Source organism: Mesorhizobium sp. M0701 (assembly GCF_040320365.1).
In the GTDB taxonomy this organism is placed as follows: Bacteria; Pseudomonadota; Alphaproteobacteria; order Rhizobiales; family Rhizobiaceae; genus Mesorhizobium.
On sequence record NZ_JAMYPO010000001.1, the window covers coordinates 194,850 to 215,685 of the forward strand.

15 protein-coding genes are annotated in these 20,836 nt (G+C 63.1%); 7 read left to right on the forward strand and 8 right to left on the reverse strand.

All coding sequences use genetic code 11. The features are described 5' to 3' along the window. Window positions 1-63 precede the first annotated feature (63 nt). On the forward strand, window positions 64-1,014 hold the full coding sequence (locus NKI24_RS00955) for an SPFH domain-containing protein (RefSeq protein WP_352568140.1): 951 nt from the start codon (window positions 64-66) through the stop codon (window positions 1,012-1,014). Window positions 1,015-1,024: 10 nt separating this feature from the next. After that, window positions 1,025-1,489: an NfeD family protein gene (locus NKI24_RS00960; protein WP_023675390.1), complete on the forward strand. Its 465-nt coding sequence runs from the start codon at window positions 1,025-1,027 to the stop codon at window positions 1,487-1,489. Between the two features lie 7 nt (window positions 1,490-1,496). Here NKI24_RS00960 and NKI24_RS00965 read toward each other — a convergent pair whose 3' ends face one another. After that, the gene (locus tag NKI24_RS00965; protein WP_023675389.1) at window positions 1,497-2,498 is read right to left on the reverse strand and encodes a KpsF/GutQ family sugar-phosphate isomerase; all 1,002 of its coding nucleotides are present in this window, start codon (window positions 2,496-2,498) and stop codon (window positions 1,497-1,499) included. A 177-nt stretch (window positions 2,499-2,675) separates the two neighbouring features. On the opposite strand from NKI24_RS00965, the gene NKI24_RS00970 reads away from it, so the two are divergent. Next, a complete protein-coding gene (locus NKI24_RS00970; RefSeq protein WP_502901420.1) occupies window positions 2,676-4,415 on the forward strand; it encodes an outer membrane beta-barrel protein in 1,740 nt (579 codons plus the stop codon). A 132-nt stretch (window positions 4,416-4,547) separates the two neighbouring features. Here the strand turns inward: NKI24_RS00970 and galU are convergent, their stop codons facing one another. Continuing rightward, complete coding sequence (galU, locus tag NKI24_RS00975; protein WP_352448225.1) at window positions 4,548-5,453, reverse strand: UTP--glucose-1-phosphate uridylyltransferase GalU; 906 nt, start codon at window positions 5,451-5,453, stop codon at window positions 4,548-4,550. 207 nt (window positions 5,454-5,660) lie between these two features. On the opposite strand from galU, the gene NKI24_RS00980 reads away from it, so the two are divergent. Together NKI24_RS00980 and NKI24_RS00985 are read left to right on the forward strand one after the other, a co-directional pair. Further along, window positions 5,661-6,887: a lytic murein transglycosylase gene (locus tag NKI24_RS00980; RefSeq protein WP_352742863.1), complete on the forward strand. Its 1,227-nt coding sequence runs from the start codon at window positions 5,661-5,663 to the stop codon at window positions 6,885-6,887. Between the two features lie 26 nt (window positions 6,888-6,913). Continuing rightward, the gene (locus NKI24_RS00985; protein ID WP_352742070.1) at window positions 6,914-8,161 is read left to right on the forward strand and encodes an SGNH/GDSL hydrolase family protein; all 1,248 of its coding nucleotides are present in this window, start codon (window positions 6,914-6,916) and stop codon (window positions 8,159-8,161) included. A gap of 22 nt (window positions 8,162-8,183) precedes the next feature. Here NKI24_RS00985 and NKI24_RS00990 read toward each other — a convergent pair whose 3' ends face one another. Both NKI24_RS00990 and gltB read right to left on the reverse strand, forming a co-directional pair. Next, window positions 8,184-9,638 (reverse strand): glutamate synthase subunit beta, encoded by a 1,455-nt coding sequence (locus NKI24_RS00990; RefSeq protein ID WP_352448228.1) that lies wholly within the window; start codon window positions 9,636-9,638, stop codon window positions 8,184-8,186. Window positions 9,639-9,781: 143 nt separating this feature from the next. After that, window positions 9,782-14,512: a glutamate synthase large subunit gene (gene gltB, locus NKI24_RS00995; protein WP_352742866.1), complete on the reverse strand. Its 4,731-nt coding sequence runs from the start codon at window positions 14,510-14,512 to the stop codon at window positions 9,782-9,784. Window positions 14,513-14,987: 475 nt separating this feature from the next. Here gltB and NKI24_RS01000 point away from each other — a divergent pair, with 475 nt between their 5' ends. Continuing rightward, a complete protein-coding gene (locus NKI24_RS01000; RefSeq protein WP_352448230.1) occupies window positions 14,988-16,040 on the forward strand; it encodes a threonine aldolase family protein in 1,053 nt (350 codons plus the stop codon). Window positions 16,041-16,129: 89 nt separating this feature from the next. Here the strand turns inward: NKI24_RS01000 and NKI24_RS01005 are convergent, their stop codons facing one another. Beyond that, window positions 16,130-16,594, reverse strand: coding sequence for an Hsp20 family protein (locus tag NKI24_RS01005; protein WP_352448231.1), 465 nt, complete (start codon window positions 16,592-16,594; stop codon window positions 16,130-16,132). A gap of 474 nt (window positions 16,595-17,068) precedes the next feature. Here NKI24_RS01005 and NKI24_RS01010 point away from each other — a divergent pair, with 474 nt between their 5' ends. Beyond that, complete coding sequence (locus NKI24_RS01010) at window positions 17,069-18,040, forward strand: alpha/beta fold hydrolase (RefSeq protein ID WP_352742868.1); 972 nt, start codon at window positions 17,069-17,071, stop codon at window positions 18,038-18,040. A gap of 20 nt (window positions 18,041-18,060) precedes the next feature. Here NKI24_RS01010 and NKI24_RS01015 read toward each other — a convergent pair whose 3' ends face one another. From NKI24_RS01015 to NKI24_RS01025, 3 genes are all read right to left on the reverse strand, one after another. Continuing rightward, complete coding sequence (locus tag NKI24_RS01015; RefSeq protein WP_352742870.1) at window positions 18,061-18,570, reverse strand: DUF1579 domain-containing protein; 510 nt, start codon at window positions 18,568-18,570, stop codon at window positions 18,061-18,063. Window positions 18,571-18,672: 102 nt separating this feature from the next. Beyond that, window positions 18,673-19,446, reverse strand: a complete 774-nt coding sequence (gene hisN, locus NKI24_RS01020; RefSeq protein WP_352742872.1) for a histidinol-phosphatase — start codon at window positions 19,444-19,446, stop codon at window positions 18,673-18,675. A gap of 328 nt (window positions 19,447-19,774) precedes the next feature. After that, entirely contained in the window at window positions 19,775-20,716 is a 942-nt protein-coding gene (locus tag NKI24_RS01025) for an N-formylglutamate amidohydrolase (RefSeq protein WP_023675377.1), read from the reverse strand. Window positions 20,717-20,836 lie beyond the last annotated feature (120 nt).

Consider the following 20,836-nt stretch of genomic DNA (forward strand, 5'->3'; position numbering starts at 1 on the left):
GTGTTTGATCAAGTCGGCCGCGTGGAACTGTCCGGCATGGCCGGCCTTTGAGGGGAGAGCCAAATGGGTTTCAGTGGTTTTGATATCGCGCTTCTTGTTCTTGTCGCCCTTGTCGTGCTGGTGCTTATCAAGGGCATCCGAACAATTCCGCAAGGCTATAATTATACCGTCGAACGTTTTGGCCGTTACACCAAGACATTGAACCCAGGCCTCAACCTGATCGTGCCTTTCGTCGACCGTGTCGGCGCCAAGATGAACATGATGGAGCAGGTGCTCGACGTTCCGACGCAGGAGATCATCACCCGCGACAATGCCACCGTTGCCGTCGATGGCATCGCCTTCTATCAGGTGCTCAACGCGGCGCAGGCCGCCTACCAGGTCTCCGGCCTGCAGAATGCGATTCTCAATCTCACGATGACCAACATCCGCACCGTGATGGGCTCGATGGACCTGGACGAACTTTTGTCGAACCGCGACGCCATCAACGAGCGCCTGCTGCGCGTCGTTGACGAGGCGGCGCATCCCTGGGGCATCAAGATCACTCGTGTCGAGATCAAGGACATCAACCCGCCGGCCAATCTCGTCGAATCGATGGGCCGACAGATGATGGCCGAGCGCAATAAGCGCGCGCAGATCCTCGCCGCCGAAGGCCTCAAGCAATCGCAGATCCTGGAGGCCGAAGGGCGCAAGGAAGCCGCCTTCCGCGACGCCGAAGCGCGCGAGCGCTCGGCCGAGGCTGAAGCACGCGCCACGCAGGTGGTGTCGGAGGCGATTTCCAAAGGCGACGTGCAGGCGCTCAACTACTTCGTCGCGCTGAAATACACCGAAGCGCTGACGAAGATCGGCTCAGCGACAAATAGCAAGCTCGTGCTGATGCCGATGGAGGCCTCATCGCTGATCGGCACGCTCGGCGGTATTGGCGAAATCGCCAAGGAAGTTTTCCGAAGCGAAGGCACCGCCGGTGCCGCACGACAGGCTGCCCGCCCGCCGGTCGTTCGTCCGAGCGAAACCTGAGGCCACAGCCATGCTCGACCGCATTGTTTCCGAACTCGGCCCGTGGAGCTGGATGGTCCTCGGCTTCGTCCTGCTGGTAATGGAGGTCATCGCGCCGGGCATTTTCATGCTGTGGATCGGCATTGCCGCGCTGTTGATCGGCGTCGTCTCACTGCTCATCTGGGATGCCGGTTTCTGGACCTGGCAAGTCCAGGTCCTCGCCTTCCTCGCGCTGTCGCTGGTCTCGGCCTATGTCGGCAAGCGGCTGGTGGGCGGGCGCCATGATGAAACCGACCAGCCCCTGCTCAACCGTCGCGGCGCACAGATGGTCGGCCGGACGGCGACCCTTGCCGAGCCGATCAAGGACGGGCGCGGCCGCGTAAAGCTGGGCGACACGTTGTGGCGCGTCTCCGGCCCTGACCTGCCGGCCGGCACGCAAGTGCGCGTGACGGGCGCCGCTGATACCGACTTGGAACTGACGGTCGAGGCGGTCTAGAAGCCCGCTAGGCAGCACCGATGCGCAGCAGGTCGTGCAGATGGACGAGCCCGATCGGCCGCCTGCCTTCGACCACCATCAGGCTGGTGATAGCCGAGTCGTTGATCGTCTGCAGCGCCGTCGCAACAAGCGTGTCGGGCGCGGCCATTTTCGGCTCTCTGGTCATCACCTGATCGACGCTCATTGCCAGGAGATCGCTGCCGATATGGCGCCTGATGTCGCCATCGGTGATGATGCCGATCAGCTTGCCGTCCGCGGCAGTCACGGCCACGCAGCCAAACCCCTTGCGCGACAATTCGAGGATTGCCTCGCGCATGCCGGTACCTGACGATACCAGCGGCAGCCTGTCGCCGACATGCATGATCTCGCGGATCTGCGTCAGGTTGGCTCCGAGCTGGCCGCCGGGATGGAACGTGCGGAAATGGTCCGGGGTGAAGCCGCGTGCCTCGAGCAGCGCTATGGCCAGCGCATCGCCCATCACCATTTGCAGCAGCGTCGAGGTCGTCGGCGCAAGCCCGTGCGGACAGGCTTCCGGTGCTCGCGGCAGCAGAAGCACCACGTCGGCCGCGCGCGCCAGCGCCGATTTTTCGCCCGCGGTGACCGCGACCAGCGGGATCGAGAAGCGCCTCGAATAGGCGATGATGCCCTTGAGCTCGAGGCTTTCGCCCGACCACGACAGCGCGATGATGGCGTCGTTCCTGGCGATCATGCCGAGGTCGCCGTGATTGGCTTCGGCAGGGTGAACGAAGAAGGCCGGCGTGCCGGTCGAGGCGAGCGTTGCGGCGATCTTCGAGCCGATATGGCCGCTTTTGCCGACCCCGGTGACGATGACGCGGCCATCGATCTGCGACACCATGCCGACGGCTCGTGCGAACGGCTCGGCCAGCCCGTTTTCGAGAGCGTCTGCCAGTGCCGCGACGCCGGCCTGCTCCGTCGCCACGGTTCTCAGCGCCGAGGCAATCGCGGCCTGCCCGTCATGCCGCTTCCTGTCTGGGGATTTCACGTCCATGGACGATGCGATTAGCGCTTCGGCGCGCGCCTGTCCAACGGAATTGCCGTCCCGAACCTCCTGGCGGGCCATGCCTCAACGCTCCGTTAACCATCCCCATTTACGGTTTCGTAAGTATGGCGCGCGTGCGCCGCGCAAGCAGTGGTGCCGATGTCCGGGTTTCAGCCTCAAAACAAAATGGGACGAAAGGGCAAGGCGGTCTGCGCTTTGCTGCTGGCAACCAGTGTCTTTGCGTTGTCGCGGCCGGCACTGCTTTGCGCCCAGGAAACCGAGCTGCGCGGCGAGGTTTCGGAATCGACAATCCTGGACGACCAGCAGTACAAGATCAGGCAATCGAGCATAGCCGGAACCCAAGCCGCGCAGGCTGCTGCAACCGCCAACGACAATACGCCGCTGCCTACCTATCGCCCGGCCAGCCAAGGGGCGTTGCCTGACGACGGCACGGGCGAGGCGGCCACAACCGGCGGCACTTTCGATCAACCAGCGGCCAGCGGCGACCCATTTCCCGACAACCCTGCTCCGCCCCCCCGACGGCGGCCAAGCGCGACGCAACGCGCCGCCAATGCGGCCAACGCCGAAGACGAGACCGCTGACAGCCAGAAGCGCAAGAGAACCGCGACTGCAGCCGCGGCGGCGACCGAGGACACCGATACCGCCGCCATAGACGAGCAGGATACGGTCAACCGCCGTGCCGTCACCATCGATTCCGCCGAGAGGCTCAAGCTCGACCCCGGCGCCGAGCGCACCGAAGCCATCGAAGGCCAGGACAAGAAGAACGAGGACGACCCGTTCGCCGCCACCGGCATCAAGCTCGGCTCCTTCGTGATCCGGCCGACGCTCGAGCAAGGCCTGACGTCTTCGACAAACGCCGATTCGAGCAGCCTCGGCAAGCCGGCCTTGCTGTCGGAAACGACGCTGCGCTTCAACGCCGTCTCCGACTGGCGGGAGAATTCGGCGACGGTTGAGGGCTATGGCATCTTCCGCGAAACCTTGTCCGGCTATGACATTCACGAGGCGCAAGGCCGCGTCGACGGCACACTCAACATCGATCTCGACAATGATCTGCGCGCCATCGCCAAGCTGGGCTATGAGGCCTTGCCCGAATCGGCCTCGGCGCCGGACGCGGTCGTCGGCGCCGTTGGCCAGCCGGTGCGCCAGACCGTGAACGGCAGTCTCGCCGTCGAGAAGGATGCCGGCAAGATGCGCTTCGCGCTGACCGGCGCGGTCGAGCACGACATCTTTGGCGACGCCAAGCTTTCGTCGGGCGGATCGCTGTCGCAGAAGGGCCGCGACTCGACGCTCTACACGGCCATTTTGCGTACCGGTTACGAGATCTCGCCTGCCATCACCCCGTTCACCGAAATCGAGATCGGCCGGCGCGCTTATGATTTGCGCGTCGATCCAAACGGCTTCCAGCGCTCCTCGACCAGGCTTGGCGCACGGGCCGGCGTCGAGCTCGATCTCCGCGAGAAGCTTACCGGCGAGTTCTCGGTCGGCTGGCTGCGCGAAGCTATCGACGACGATGCCCTGCCGGCTATTTCGGGCGCGACGGTCAATGCCGATCTCAAATGGTCGCCGGAACGCGGCACCACGATCGGGCTCACCGCACAGACGACCGCCGAGAACACGACGAATGCGGGCGAAAGCGGCGACATGCTCTATTCCGGCAGCCTCACCGGCGAGCGGCAGATCCGCGCCAACCTGACCGGAAATGCCGCTCTCGGCCTTGAATGGCGCGACTATACCGGCTCCGACGATCATGATTTGACGCTGAGCGCCGAGGCTGGGCTGACGTGGTGGCTGAACCGCTACACCGGGCTCACCACCCGCGCCAGGACTGAAAAACTGACCAGCAACCTGGTTGGGCGCGACTACACGGCCAACAGTATCTTCGTCGGCTTGAAGTTGCAGCGCTAAATGCATGTCGCGCAAAAGTTTGCAGCGGTTTTGCGATAACGACTTGCGTAAAACAAGAACCTAAAGCGCGTCGCATGAGGCCGGTCGAACGCGGCGCGCTTTAGCCGATCAGCGCGGCAACCGGTGTTGAAACTACAAGGCTACGCCGCGGCGTTCTGACGGCGCGAGTTCGTCGAGAAGCGTGCGAATGACACCGGCCATGCTGGCATTCATGTCTCTGCGCCACAGTGCGAAGGCAACGTTGGCCTCGACGAAGCCTTCGGGCGAGCCGCAGTCGAACGTTCGCCCGCGGTAGTGGTAGCCGTAGAAGGGCTGTTGCTTCTGCAGCTTCAGCATTGCATCGGTGAGCTGGATCTCGTTGCCGGCGCCTTTTTCCTGACCTTCGAGTATCTTGAATATCTCCGGCTGCAGGATATAGCGCCCGTTGATGTAGAGGTTCGACGGCGCCGTGCCGGTCTTCGGCTTTTCCACCATGCCGGAGATGCGGAAACCGTGATGCGCGGCCTCGCCGCGGCCGACAATGCCGTATTTGTGCGCCTCGGCCGGATCGCATTCCTGCACGGCGACGATGTTGTTGCCGGTCTCGGCGTAAAGCTCGACCATGTCCTTCATGCAGCTTTTTTCCGACTGCATGATCATGTCGGGCAACAGCAGCGCAAAGGGCTCGTCGCCGACGAGCTCGCGCGCGCACCAGACGGCGTGACCAAGGCCGAGCGGTACCTGCTGGCGGGTGAAGCTGGTCTGCCCCGGCGCCGGCTGCAGCCGCTGCAGGCGGGCGAGCTGGTCGTCCTTGCCGCGCTGCGCAAGCGTGTCGTAGAGCTCGAATTGGACATCGAAGTGATCCTCGATGACCGCCTTGTTGCGGCCGGTCACAAAGATGAAATGCTCGATCCCGGCTTCGCGCGCCTCATCGACCACATACTGGATGACCGGCCTGTCGACGACCGTCAGCATTTCCTTGGGAATGGCCTTGGTGGCGGGGAGAAAGCGCGTGCCGAGACCGGCAACCGGGAACACTGCCTTGCGAACTCTCTTCATGTGCCAATTATCCATTTGCATGCCTGTTCGGCAATCCCGATTCGAGACATTTTCATGCCGAAATCGAGGATTACTGAACGGCGGGTCAGAAATCTCAGCTGGTAAAGCATTGACGCATCTTTTCACCCCGGACGGCACCTATGGTAAACCAAATGCTAACCGGGTTCGGCGATGAATAGTCTTCCTGAGATGAAGAAGGAGGAAAAGATGTCCGTTCGCAACGCCGCAAGGCGCTTCACCAGCGTCCTGACGGCCGCCAGCCTCTCGCTTGCCTTGCTCATGCCCAGCGGGTCGGCTTTTGCCGATGCCGGCTTCCGCCAATGGGTCGCCAGCTTCCGTGCTACCGCCGTGGCGAGCGGCGTTTCCGGCTCCGTCTACGACCAGGCATTCAAGGGCATCAACGATGCTGACCCGGTGGTGCTGGAAAAGGCCCGTACTCAACCCGAATTCACCGCACCCGCTTGGGATTATTTCGACAACCGCGTCCATGACCAGTCGGTCGCCGTCGGCCAGCAGATGGCAAGGAAATGGAAGCCTTGGCTGGACAGGATCGAGGCAAGATACGGCGTCGACCGCTACATCCTGCTGGCCATCTGGTCTATGGAATCTAACTACGGCGAAACCCTCAAGCGCGATAATATCATGCGCAATGTGGTGCGCTCGCTGGCGACGCTTGGTTATGCCGACCCGAAGCGAGCGAAATTTGCCCGCACCCAACTGATCGCGGCGCTGAAGATCCTGCAGACCGGCGACATCGACGAAAGCCATCTCAGCGGCTCATGGGCCGGCGCGATGGGCCATACCCAGTTCATCCCCACCAGCTACCAGTCCTATGCGGTCGATATGGACGGCAACGGCAAGCGCGACATCTGGAATTCGATTCCCGACGCTCTGGCGACAGCCGCCAATTTGCTGAGGAAGAACGGCTGGCAGGCAGGCAAGACCTGGGGTTATGAGGTCAGCCTTCCGGACGGCAAGAAGCTGCCCGGAGGCTCGAAGTCGCTGTCGCAATGGCAGGCGCTGGGCGTCACCCGTGCCAACGGCAAGCCGTTCAAGAACGGTGCGGACAAGGCGACTTTGAAGCTGCCCGGCGGCCGCGGCGGGCCAGCCTTCCTGATGATCAAGAATTTCTCCGTCATCAAGCGTTACAACAATGCCGACAAATATGCGCTCGCCGTGGGCCTTCTTGCCGACGAAATCGCCGGCTATGGCGGGCTTGTGCAGGACTGGAAGCGACCGTTTACCAAGCTCTCCTTCGAGGAAAGGCAGGAGCTTCAGAAGCGACTTTCCGAGCACGGCTATTACGACGGCAAGTTCGACGGCAAGATCGGTGACGGATCGAAAACCGCCATCATGGCCTTCCAGGCAAAGGCTGGCTTGACCCAGGACGGGTATCCGAGCAAGGAAGTGCTCAAATGGCTCAGGCAGAACTAGAGCCGGTTGCGGGATGGAGAGGGTGATTGGTTTCGGCTGCGCGCATCCGGTTAATCGTTCGTCGCGTGCCGATCCTGGTTCTGGCGATCGCCGTTCTGGCAGTCGGCGCAGCCAGTGCCTTTCATACCTCGGCCATGGCGCAGGAGCCGGAAAGTCGTGGCTGGTCGCTGCGCGACCTGTTGTTTCCGCGCAGAAGCGAGCGGTTTGAGCAGCCGCCGCCCGAATTCCAGAGAGAATTCCAGAGAACAAAGCCCAGGCCCAAGCTGAGAAAGCCCCGGTCAGTTCGCCGGCCGCCGCCGGCCGAGCCGACAACCCCGGTGGCCGAGAAGGCGCCGGATGCACGCGTCGTTCTGGTGGTCGGCGATTTCATGGCGTCTGGGCTGGCTGAGGGGCTCGACGCCGCCTTTGCCGAGAACACTGGCGTCAGGATCGTCGTCCGTGCCAACGGATCGTCCGGCTTCGTGCGTGACGATGTCTACAACTGGCCAGGCCAGGTCAAGTCGCTGATCGCCGCCGAAAAACCGGCAGCCGTTGTCGTCATGCTCGGATCCAACGACCGGCAGCAGATGCGCGTCGGCGATGTGCGCGAGCAGCCGCGATCCGAAAACTGGACCAAGGAATACGAGCGCCGGACCGAAGCGTTCGGCAAGGCCATCGCAGCAACCAAGGTGCCGTATCTGTGGGTTGGCATGCCGGCCTTCCGGGTCTCGAAAATGACCTCCGACATGCTGGCCTTCAACGACATCTTCCGCTCGTCCGCCGAAAGCCACGGCGGCGAATTCGTCGACGTCTGGGACGGGTTCGTCGACGAGAACGGCGCCTTCATCACCAGCGGACCGGACATCAACGGCCAATCGGTGCGCCTGCGCTCCGACGACGGCATCAACATGTCGAAGGCCGGCAAGCGCAAGCTCGCCTTCTATACCGAAAAGCCGCTGATGAAGATCCTTGGGCTGGCCGCGCCGGGAAGCGTGGTGACAGCGTCTGCCCCGGCCGGCGCTCCCGTCGAGGCGCCGTCACCTGCTGCCGCACCGATAGCTGTCGATCGCACCGCGCCGATGCTGCTCAGCGATCCGGCGCTGGACGGCGGCTCGGAACTTCTCGGCGCCGCCCCGCCGGCAAAAGCTGACAAGAATTTGCCGGGCGAAAGGCTGATCGTCGAGGGCAAGGCGCCCGACGCCTCACCGGGCCGCGCCGATGACTTCTCCTGGCCGCCCAAGACACAACCTGCGACGGCGGCCGCATCCGATACGACGACGGCGATCCGCCAGTAAACAGAACCTCTTCGGAACTGGCTCAGCGCGGCAGCACGCTCGATCCCATCAGCGCCTCGTCGATGGCGCGCGCCGCCTGGCGGCCCTCGCGGATCGCCCAGACGACCAGCGACTGGCCGCGCCGCACGTCGCCCGCCGCATAGAGCCTTTCGACGCTGGTCCTGTAGTCCCGGTCATTGGCCTCGACATTCTTCGAACGGCGGCTGTCGGTGACGATCTTCATCTGCCCGTCGAGTTCCGAGACCGGCCCGCGAGCGGCTGGCCCGGCAAAGCCGATGGCGATGAACGCGAGATCGGCGCGGATGACGAATTCGGTGCCGGCGATTGGCTTGCGCTTTTCGTCGACCTCGCAGCATTTGACCCCGGTCAGCTGGCCGTCCTCGCCGATGAATTCAAGCGTCGCCACCTGGAATTCGCGCTCGGCGCCTTCGGCCTGCGACGATGACGTGCGCATCTTGGTCGCCCAGTAGGGCCAGACCGACAGCTTGTCTTCCTTTTCCGGCGGCTGCGGCCGGATGTCGAGCTGGGTGACGCGCACCGCGCCCTGGCGGAAGGCGGTGCCGACGCAGTCTGAGGCAGTGTCGCCGCCGCCGACGACGACGACATGCTGGCCGCCGGCGACGATCGGGCGCGACGGCCATGCGACCGACTGGATCGGCTCGCCGCCGATACGCTTGTTCTGCTGCACCAGATAGGGCATGGCGTCGTGCACGCCGTCGAGATCGTCGCCCGGGATGTTGGCCGGGCGCGGCGTTTCGGAACCGCCGCAATAGAGCACGGCATCATATTCGGCGAGCAGTTCGGCGACCGGCTTGTCGACGCCGACATTGACGCCGCAATGGAAGCTGACACCTTCGCCCTGCATCTGCTCGATGCGCCGGTCGATATAATGCTTCTCGATCTTGAAATCGGGGATGCCGTAGCGCATCAGCCCGCCCGGCCGGCTCTCGCGCTCATAGACGTGAACGTCATGGCCTGCGCGGCCGAGTTGCTGGGCAGCCGCCATGCCTGCCGGCCCCGAGCCGATGATCGCGACGCGCTTGCCGGTCTTCCGTTCCGGCGGATAGGGCCGGATATGGCCGGTTTCATAGGCTTTGTCGGCAATCGCCTGCTCGATCGTCTTGATGGCGACCGGAATATCCTCGAGGTTCAGCGTGCAGGCTTCCTCGCAAGGTGCGGGGCAGATGCGGCCGGTAAATTCCGGAAAATTGTTGGTCGAATGCAGGTTGCGGATCGCGTTTTCCCAGTCGCCATTGTAGACGAGGTCGTTCCAGTCCGGGATCTGGTTGTGGATCGGGCAGCCGGTCGGTCCATGGCAATACGGAATGCCGCAATCCATGCACCGCGCGGCCTGTTTCTCGACCTCCTTGTCCGACATCGGCAGGGTGAACTCGCGGAAATGCCGGATGCGGTCGGAAGCCGGCTGGTACTTGTGCACCTGCCGGTCGATCTCGAGAAATCCTGTTACCTTGCCCATAGTCCAGTCCCTGCTGTCCGGAAGGCACGCCTGGCGACGCACCCGTTAACCTCATAAGGCAGCTGTGGCAACCTTCAGTCCGAGGTCAGGATTGTTGATGAAGGTGGTTGCCGGGACGCATGGCCTCCCGGCAATTTCCAAATCTATTCCGCCGCCACGTTCATGCGCATCCGCTCCATCTCGATCAGCGCGCGGCGGTATTCGACCGGCATGATCTTCCGGAATTTCGGCCGGAAAGTCGCCCAGTCGTCGAGGATTTCGCGACCTCGTACCGAGCCGGTGTAGTGGACGTGGTTGGAGATCAGCTGGTAGAGCCGCTCCTCGTCATGGCTGGTCATATCGCCGGATACGTCGACACGGCCCTTATGGTCGAGATCGCCGCCATGGTGGAGCAGCTTTTCCATCAGGTCGTCCTCTTCCGGAACCGGCTCCAGCTCGACCATCGCCATGTTGCAGCGTTCGGCGAAATCACCCGCCTCGTCGAGCACATAGGCGACGCCGCCCGACATGCCGGCGGCGAAGTTGCGGCCGGTCTGGCCGATGACGACGACGATACCGCCAGTCATGTATTCGCAACCATGGTCGCCGACGCCTTCAACGACGGCGGCGACACCCGAATTGCGCACCGCAAAACGCTCGCCGGCAACGCCGCAGAAATAGGCCTCGCCCTCGGTTGCGCCGTAGAGCACGGTATTGCCGACAATAATGGACTCGGCAGCAACGATTTTCGTGTTCTCCGGCGGGCGGATGACAATGCGGCCACCCGACAGGCCCTTGCCGACGTAGTCGTTGGCAGCGCCCACCAGTTCGAACGAGACACCGCGCGCCAGGAAGGCGCCAAAGGACTGGCCGGCCGTGCCGGTGAGCTTGACCGAGATCGTGTCCTCGCGCAGGCCCTTGTGCTTGAAGCGCTTTGCCACCTCGCCCGACAGCATGGCGCCGGTCGAACGGTCGACGTTGCGGATCGGCAGTTCGATACTGACCGGCTGCCTGGCTTCGAGCGCCGGCTTTGCGAGTTCGATCAGCTTGCGGTCGAGCACGTCGTCGATCGGATGCTTCTGCCGCTCGGTCCAGTGCACCGCCTCGTGCGGCGCATCGGGCTTGTAGAACATCTTGCTGAAGTCGAGCCCGCGTGCCTTCCAGTGCTGGATCAGCTCGCGCTTTTCCAGAAGGTCGGTGTCGCCGATGATCTGGTCGAGATGGGTGTAGCCCATCTCGACAAGCAGCGCCCGCACCTCTTCCGCCACATAGAAGAAGAAGTTGATGACGTGCTCGGGCGTGCCCTTGAAGCGCTTGCGCAGCACCGGGTCCTGTGTCGCGACGCCGACGGGGCAGGTGTTGAGATGGCACTTGCGCATCATGATGCAGCCGGCCGCGATCAACGGCGCGGTCGAAAAGCCGAACTCGTCGGCGCCGAGCAGTGCGCCGATAATGACGTCACGCCCGGTGCGCAGGCCGCCGTCGACCTGCAGCGCGACGCGCGACCTGAGGCCGTTGAGCACCAGCGTCTGGTGCGTCTCGGCAAGGCCCATCTCCCACGGGCTGCCGGCATGCTTGAGCGAGGTCAGCGGCGAGGCACCGGTGCCGCCGTCATAGCCTGATATGGTGATGTGGTCGGCACGCGCCTTGGCGACGCCGGCCGCAACCGTGCCGACGCCGACTTCCGAGACCAGCTTGACCGATACGTCGGCCGCCGGATTGACGTTCTTCAGGTCGTAGATGAGCTGCGCCAGATCCTCGATCGAATAGATGTCGTGATGCGGCGGCGGCGAGATCAGGCCGACGCCCGGCGTCGAGTGCCTGACCTTTGCTATGGTCGCATCGACCTTGTGACCCGGCAGCTGGCCGCCCTCGCCTGGCTTCGCCCCTTGCGCGACCTTGATCTGCATCATGTCGGAATTGACCAGATACTCCGCCGTGACGCCAAAGCGTCCCGAGGCGACCTGCTTGATCGCCGAGCGTTCGGGGTTCTTGCCGCCGCCCGGCAGTGGCAGATAGCGGTCGGCCTCTTCGCCGCCCTCGCCGGTGTTCGACTTGCCGCCGATGGCGTTCATGGCGCGCGCCAGCGTCGTGTGCGCTTCCCTTGAGATCGAGCCGAAGGACATCGCCCCGGTCGAGAAGCGCTTGACTATATCGGCCGCCGGCATCACCTCGTCGAGCGTGACCTTCTTACGCCCGGTCTCTTGCGCAAGCTTGATCTTGAACAGGCCGCGAATGGTCTGCGCCTGCGCCGTCTCGCTGTCGATCTGGGCGGAATAGTCCTTGAACGTCTCCCACGAGCCTTGGCGCACGGCGTGCTGCAAGGTCGCCACTGCGTCGGGCGACCAGATATGGGCCTCGCCGCGCATGCGGAACATGTATTCGCCGCCGACCTCGAGGCTGTTGCGCAGCACCGGGTCGTTGCCGAAGCCGTCGGTGTGGCGGCTGACCGTTTCGGCGGCGATCTCGTCCAGCCCGACGCCTTCGATCAGCGTCGCCGTGCCGGTGAAGTACTTCTGCACGAAGTCCGACTTCAGGCCGATGGCGTCGAATATCTGCGCGCCGCAATAGGACTGGTATGTGGAGATGCCCATCTTGGACATCACCTTGAGGATGCCCTTGCCGATCGACTTGATGTAGCGGGAGACGACTTCGTAGGCATCGACCTCCGCCGGCAATTCGCCACGCTTGTGCATGTCGAGCAGCGTGTCGAAAGCGAGATAGGGATTGATCGCCTCGGCGCCGTAGCCGGCGAGACAGCAGAAATGATGCACCTCGCGCGGCTCGCCGGATTCCACGACGAGGCCAACGGAGGTGCGCAATCCCTTGCGGATCAAATGATGGTGCACGGCCGCAGTCGCCAGCAGTGCCGGAATGGCAATGCGATCCGGGCCGAGCTGACGGTCCGAAAGGATGATGATGTTGTAGCCGCCGGCGACCGCCGCCTCGGCGCGCTCGCATAGCCGGTCGATGGCGCCCTGCATGCCGGCCGCGCCTTCATTCGAACCGTAAGTGATGTCGATCGTCTTGGTGTCGAAACGGTCTTCGGTGTGGCCGACGGAGCGCAGCTTCTCCAGATCGCCGTTCGTCAGGATCGGTTGGCGCACTTCGAGCCGCTTGCGGCGCGAATTGCCGACAAGATCGAAGATGTTGGGCCGCGGCCCGATGAAGGACACCAGGCTCATCACCAACTCCTCGCGGATCGGGTCGATCGGCGGATTGGTGACCTGTGCGAAATTCTGCTTGAAATAGGTGTAGAGCAGCTTCGATCTGTCCGACATTGCCGAAATCGGCGTGTCGGTACCCATCGAGCCGACGGCTTCCTGGCCGGTGGTCGCCATCGGCGACATCAACAGCTTGGTGTCCTCCTGGGTGTAGCCAAACGCCTGCTGGCGGTCGAGCAGTGAGACATCCCTGCGCAGGGCGCGCGGCTCGACCGGGTTCAGATCCTCGAGGATGAGCTGTGTGTTGGCGAGCCAGCTCTTGTAGGGGTGCCTGGTCGCGATCTCCGACTTGATCTCCTCGTCGGAAACGATGCGGCCCTTGTCCAGGTCGATCAGCAGCATGCGGCCGGGCTGCAGCCGCCACTTCTTGACGATCCTTTCCTCCGGCACCGGCAGCACGCCGGCTTCCGAGGCCATGATGACGCGGTCGTCATCGGTGACGATGTAGCGCGCCGGCCGCAGCCCGTTGCGGTCGAGTGTGGCACCGATCTGGCGGCCGTCGGTGAAGGCAACCGCCGCTGGCCCGTCCCACGGCTCCATCAGGGCAGCGTGATACTCGTAGAAAGCCTTGCGGTCCTGACCCATCAGCTTGTTGCCGGCCCAGGCTTCCGGGATCAGCATCATCATGGCGTGGGCGAGCGAATAGCCGCCCTGCGTCAGGAATTCGAGCGCATTGTCGAAGCAGGCGGTGTCGGACTGCCCTTCATAGGAGATCGGCCACAGCTTCGAGATGTCGTTGCCGAACAGTTCGGAATCGACCGAGGCCTGCCGCGCCGCCATCCAGTTGACGTTGCCGCGCAGCGTATTGATCTCGCCATTGTGGGCGACCATGCGGTAGGGATGCGCCAGCTTCCACGACGGGAACGTGTTGGTCGAGAAGCGCTGGTGGACCAGGATCAGCGCCGTCTCGAAACGCGGGTCGGTGAGGTCCTTGTAGTAGGCGCCGACCTGATAGGCCAGGAACATGCCCTTGTAGACGATGGTCCGCGACGACATCGAGACGACATAGAAGCCGTTGTCGACGCCTTTGGTCTCTTCGTGGATACGGCCGGAAATGACCTTGCGCAGGATGTAGAGCCGCCGCTCGTAATCGTCGTCGTTCTCGATCTCGGCGCCGCGGCCCAGGAACACCTGCCGGTGCACCGGCTCGGAAGCGGCGATGTCGGGCGCCTTGGACAGCGACGAATTATCGACCGGCACGTCGCGAAAGCCGAGCAGCGGCTGGCCCTCGAGTTGCGCCACCTCGGCGATGATGCCTTCGATATGCGCCTGCAGCTCCGGGTCGCGCGGCATGAACACATGGCCGACTGCATAGTGGCCGGGCTTCGGCAGTTCGACCCCTTGCTTGGCCATCTCCTCGCGGAAGAAGCGGTCCGGCAGCTGCACCAGCACGCCGGCGCCGTCGCCCATCAGCGGATCCGCGCCGACGGCGCCGCGATGCGTCAGGTTTTCGAGCACGGCAAGGCCGTCCTCGACGATCTGATGCGACTTCACGCCCTTCATGTTGACGATGAAGCCGACGCCGCAGGCATCATGCTCGTTGCGCGGATCATAGAGGCCGTGCGCGGCATAGCCGGTGCTGGTTCGCCCAATATTGGTCAGGGACGGATTTTTGACGGCTGCCGCTTTCGTCTGCGCGGCCTTCGTCGCAGATGGCGTCATGTCCGTCATCGTCCTGTCCTCCGTTCCGTCCCCTTCGGGCGCTGGTTTCCGCCGGGAAGCGCGTGGCTCCCCTTTCAATCTTGCGGCACGTCTTGCGAAATTCTTGCCGACCGTGCGGCTTTCCGCATCGTTCGCATATGGTATTCGTACAGGCTGGAGCCAGACTGTCTAGCTGTCGCTCGCGGCAATGCCGCAGAGGCGCAATCATATGCCAATGCGGCCAGTTTTGTGCGACAAAATAAGACAGCACTACTGTCCTAAATTTTTATGACAGAAATTTTGGATGCACACAAGACCGATTCACAAAATTCTTGAAGCTTTCGCGACAGAAAATTGCGCGGAACGCCGTGTCAGCGTAGCCTTCAGTCGCTGCATCTACGCTCATGCGTTTCGCTGGCTTTAGCGGATTTTCGGCATCTGCCACTTGCGGCCGGCATGCGAAAGCGGCCAAGCTCGCATCGATTTCCCCAGCATAGGCAGACGCATGATTTTCGCTTCCGACAATTGGGCAGGCGCCCATCCCCGTATCGCTGCCGGTCTGTCGGCCCATGCCGACGGCTTCTCCACCGCCTATGGCGACGGTGCCCTCGACAAGGCCGTTTACCAGCGCTTCAATGAAATCTTCGAATGCGAGGTCGCGGTGTTTTTCGTCGCCACCGGCACCGCTGCCAATTCGCTGTCGCTGACTACCTATAACAAGCCAGGCGGCATTTCCTTCTGCCATCGCGAATCGCACGTCATCGAGGACGAATGCGGTGCACCGGAATATTTCACCGGCGGTTCGCGGCTTTATACAGTCGAAGGCGCACTCGGCAGGATCGATGCCGGCCATCTGGAACGGGCGGTGGACCATTTCGCACCCGAAAACGTCCATTCCGGGCGGCCGGTTGCCGTTTCGATCACCCAGTCGACCGAAGTCGGCACCGTCTACACGCTGAACGAAATCGCCAGGATTTCGGCGATCGCAAAGCAGCATGGACTCCCGCTGCACATGGATGGGGCCCGCTTTGCCAATGCGCTCGTCGCGCTGGAAACGACGCCGGCCGAAATGACCTGGAAGCATGGCGTTGACATCCTCTCCTTTGGCGGCACCAAGAATGGCTGTTGGTGCGCCGAGGCGATCGTGCTGTTCGACCTCGAGCGAGCCAAGGAATTGGCCTTTTTGCGCAAGCGCGCGGCCCAGCTGTTCTCGAAATCGCGCTTCATCGCCGCGCAATTCGATGCTTATTTCAGGGGTGGGCTATGGCTCGACACAGCACGGCACGCCAATGCGATGGCGGCACGGCTTGCCGCGGCGATAGAAGATTCCCCTTCGGCCCGGCTGGCCTGGCTGCCGCAGGCGAACGAGGTCTTCGCAGTCATGAAAAAGGCCGAGGCCGAAAGAATGCAAGCGGCAGGGGCGGCCTTCCACGACTGGCACAGGCCGCTCGGCTACGACGGCTACATTGGCGAAGACGAAGCGCTCTATCGCTTTGTCACCAGCTTCGCGACCACGCCCGACGAGGTCGACCGTTTCGGCTACCTGCTCGCCGGATAGCAAGCCTTGCCCACCAGCAAAAGAGCGGCGCATTGCTGCACCGCCCTTTCTTCCCGGGGAGTTGGCGTCCCGGAGTTAAGCTGCCTGGCTTAGGCGGCAGTCTTGGCCTCGATCTGCTTGGCCTTGGCCGGAGCCGAGGTGATCGCGATCTTGCGCGGCTTCAGCTCTTCGGGGATGTTGCGCTTGAGGTCGACGAAGAGCAGGCCGTTCTTCAGCGCGGCGCCGACAACCTCGACGTGATCGGCAAGCTGGAAGTGGCGCTCGAAGGCTCGACTGGCGATACCGCGATAGAGCAGTTCGGAGCCTTCGCCATTGCCTTCCTCCTTGCGCTCACCCTTGACGGTCAGCACATTGCGGTGAGCTTCGATCGAAATCTCATCTTCCGAGAAGCCGGCCACAGCCATCGAGATGCGATAGGCATCCTCGCCCGTGCGCTCGATGTTGTAAGGCGGATACGTCTGGCCTTCCGGCTGCGCAAGCGAATCGAGCATGGTGAACAGCCGGTCAAAACCGACGGTCGAACGGTAGAGCGGGGAAAAATCAACGTGACGCATGGTGTGTTCTCCTGTTGAGCAACAAGGTTGCGTATGGCCGGTGCGAAACCCGTGACGGCGTTCCGGATTGGCCAGCGGCCCCGACATTGGCGACCGCATGACAAATTTGGGAAGCCGGCGACGGCATTTCAAGATTTTCCCGCGTCCGAACGCGACCGGTCCCGGCCCACGTCCCGATGCCGATGAACGGCAGATGAACCGTGGCTTCGGCGAGCGTTCAGCCAGGCGGCACTAAAACTGTTCTCGAGATCACGAACAGGTCGCCGGAAAAGGCGACACGACGAGGCCGAACCGGGTGTAACGTCCCTTCCTCCCGGGTCGACAGAGGCCGGAAGTACGCCCAAGGCTGCTTCCGGCCTTATTTCTTCGCTGCCTCGGTCGACCTCCGGCGTCCCGAATTCCTTTGCTTTTGGCGCATGGGCGTCTATGCCTAACTTGCGCCCATGCCGGCACCGATCCCAAACCAAACACCGTATGACCGATCTCTTCCACCAGACGCCGCCTTTCCATGAGACTCCAGGCAATCCGCTGCCGGAAAACGCAGCCGGCGGCTTCTTCACCACGCGCGACGGCAAGAAGATCCGCTATGGTCTGTTTGCCGCGGTTAGCCGTCCGATGAAGGGCACCGTGGTCGTCCTGACCGGCCGCAACGAATGCATCGAGAAGTATTTCGAGACCATTCGCAACCTTGCCGACCGGGGTTTTGGCGTGGCAACCCTCGACTGGCGCGGCCAGGGCGCTTCCGACCGGATGATCGGCGACCGACAGCGCGGCTACGTCCAGAGCTTCTTCGACTATACCGGCGATCTGGAGCAGTTCTTCGAGGAGATCGTGCTGCCCGATTGCCGAGGACCCTACTACATACTGGCCCATTCGGCCGGCGCGGTGATCGCGCTGCTCGCCGCGCCCTCAATGGCGAACCGCGTGCGCCGCATGGTGCTGATCGCACCATTCTTCACCGTGCCCGACCTGCCGGTTTCGATAAAAACCGTTCGCCGCACCTGTTCGCTGTTCTGCCTTCTCGGCCTTGGCCGGCTCTATGCCGCATGGGGTCCGCGACCGAAGGAATCAGTGCCCTTCGCCATGAACAAGCTGACCAGCGACCCGGCGCGCTATCGGCGCAACACGCTGATCTACGAAACCTATCCGCAGCTGGCGCTCGGCGGACCGACGATCCGCTGGCTGAAGGCGGCCACCGAGGCGTCCTTGATCGTCAGCGACCCCGATTTCATGGCCAAGATCCAGGTTCCCTTGCTGATGATCGCCGCCGGCGCCGACCAGGTCGTCTCGACCAGGGCAGTCGAAGCCTATGCGAGACGTCTGCGCGTCGGCTCGTTAGTGATGATCGACGGCGCCCGCCACGAGATCCTGCAAGAAGCCGATCTCTATCGCGAGCAACTGCTCGCCGCATTCGATGCCTTCATCCCCGGAACCGGTGACGTCTGAGCCACATACCTTGTCCGGCTTCAGCTCGTGCGGGAGAAATCCATGATCCAGTTGGTCTCCCATGCCTTGCCGCCGTCCGGCGAAAAGGCCTGCTCCCAGCGTGCCGACCTGTCCGTGATCCGCGACCACAGGAAGCAAACCTGGATCGGCTGGCGGTCGAAGACGTCTTCGCACAGGAACGTGCCGACACCCGCCACGAAAGTGCCGCGCATCGGTATATCGATGGTCGACGGATTGCGGCCGTCGATCCACCAGATCGACCATTGCCTCGCCGCCGGGTCGAAGGTCCGCAAGGTGGCGGCGCGATAGGGCCCGCCGGGCAATTCGATCCAATTGTCGTCGACATTGCCGAGGCCGCCAAGGATCGGCCGCACCTCGCACCTGCCGCCAAACACATCCCAGTTGCCGTCGCCCTGCAGCCGCTTCTGCAATCTTCGATGGCCGACGGTCCAGCGCCCGAAAAAGAAATCGAAATCGCTCCGCCCGTCCGCCGGAGCATCGGAATGGCTGGCTGCTGGCTGCGTCGGCATCTATGGTCCTCCCCGGCTGACAGCGTTCCATAGCGCATGCCAACTGACATCATCCTGTCAGGAGGTATGGCAACGATCTTACCTGGGCAGCAATGGCCAATCTCAGCCGCGCAGCGCCGCCATCGCGGCTGCGTGCAGCTCCGGTGTCGCCGCCGCCAAAATGTCGCCGCCCTCTTCCGCCGGCCCGCCTTCGAAAGTGGTGACAACGCCGCCCGCCTTCTCGATGATCGGGATCAGCGCGACGATGTCGTACGGTTTCAATCCGGGATCGGCGACGATATCGACGCTGCCCGCCGCCACCATGGCGAAAGCATAGCAGTCGGTGCCGTAGCGGGCGAGTTGGACCTGTTGCTCGAACAGGTCGTAGCGCAGGCGCGCGTCTCCCTTGAACAGCGCCGGCGTGGTGGTGAACAGCGTCGCCTCGGCGAGATTCGTCGTCTTGCGCGTCGCGAGTCTTCGCGGGCCACCGGGACCTTCATAATGCGAGCCGGAGGCATTGGCGTAGAACAGCTCGCCGGTGAAGGGCTGCGACATCATGCCGGCGACGGCATCGCCGTCGACCGTCAGTCCGACCAGCGTGCCCCATACCGGCAGGCCGGAAATGAAGGCGCGCGTGCCGTCGATCGGATCGATCACCCAGACATGCCGGCTGGAGATGTTTTCGCCGCCATGTTCCTCGCCGAGAATGCCGTGATCGGGGTACTGCGCTGATATCAGCGCCCGGATGGCGCGCTCGGCCTCGCGGTCGGCCTCGGTGACCGGGTCGAAGCTGCCGCGCTCCTTGTTGGTGACCGCGCCCTGGTTGCGGAAGCGCGGCAAGGTCTCGGCTGCGGCGGCACGCGCAATGCGCCGCATGAACTCGATGCTGATGTCCAACTGATTCTCCCGCTCCAGCATGTTTGGAGATACCCGTTTGCCTACGGATTTATGCCGAAACAAAGGCGTTCGGAGCCTTTCGCACGGTGCCAACTGTTGCTCGAATGCAACGCCGCCGTCGTGGAAATGCAGTTTCCACTTCACAGTGAATTAAAAAAGCCGGAACGCGCCTTGACATTTGTGCAGCGCACAATACGTTTGTTCTCGGACAGGGGTTCCTGTCCATGCCCTCCTTGGGCGTTTCCTCCCTAGACTTCGACCGTGTCGTGCAAACGATGCGGTCTTTTTTTATGCCGCCGCATGAGCGGCGAGTGCCGCGATTCAGGCGCTATTCTGCGGCCAGCGGCAGATCCATGAAATTGTGATCGGGCATCGCCATCAGTTCGGCCGAAAACCGCGCCAGATCGTCGGCCAGTGCGTCGAAACCAGCCGATCTCTGGAACGTCCGCTCATTCATGTAGAGCCCGCGATTGACCTCGATCTGCAGCGCATGCAGATGGCGCACGGGGCGGCCATAGTGCTCGGTAATGAAGCCTCCGGCGTAGGGCTTGTTGTGGGCGACGCTGTAGCCCATGCCGGTGAGCAGGCCGATCGCCGTCTCGGTCAACGCCGCCGCGGCGGAAATGCCAAAGCGGTCGCCGACGATGAAGTCCGGCCGCAATCCGCTGTCGCCGACCCTTATGCTTGCCGGCATCGAGTGGCAGTCAATCAGCACGGCGTAGCCGAAGCGCGCATGGGTTCTGGTCAAAAGCCGTTTCAGCGTCTCGTGATAGGGCTTGTAGACCGCTTCGATGCGCGCCACGGCTTCCGCCAGCGGCAAGCGGCCGGAATAGATGTCGAGCCCCTCGCCGACCAGCTTGGGCACGGTGCCGAGCCCGCCGGCCACCCGCGCCGAGCGGATGTTGCAGAATGACGGCACCGGTTCGGCGAACATGCGCGGGTCGAGTTCCCACGGCTCCCGGTTGACGTCGAGATAGGCGCGCGGGAAGTTTGCCGCCAGCATCGGCGCACCGAGCGCGACGGCGCCGCCGAACAATTCCTCGACATAGCAGTCCTCTGAGCGGCGGATGGCGTTGCGGTCCAGCTTGGCCATCGCCATGAACCGCTCCGGATAGTAGCGGCCGCTATGCGGCGAGTTGAAGAGGAAGGGAACGCGCTGTTCGGCGCCCGATCGGATTTCGAAGGGAGGAACGACCGAAAAATCCTCGGCTGCCGTTTTCAATTTGAACGAACCCGGGAATACCAATGCATCATGATAGGAAAGTGCCACCTCGCCGCCCGCATGTCCAGCCGCCGAAGCGCCAGCCAAATCAGGATTGTGCGGCCAACGTTCACTTGATGTTTACCGTCACCTCCTCATATACAGCATGGTTAACGGGCTTGCCGCACG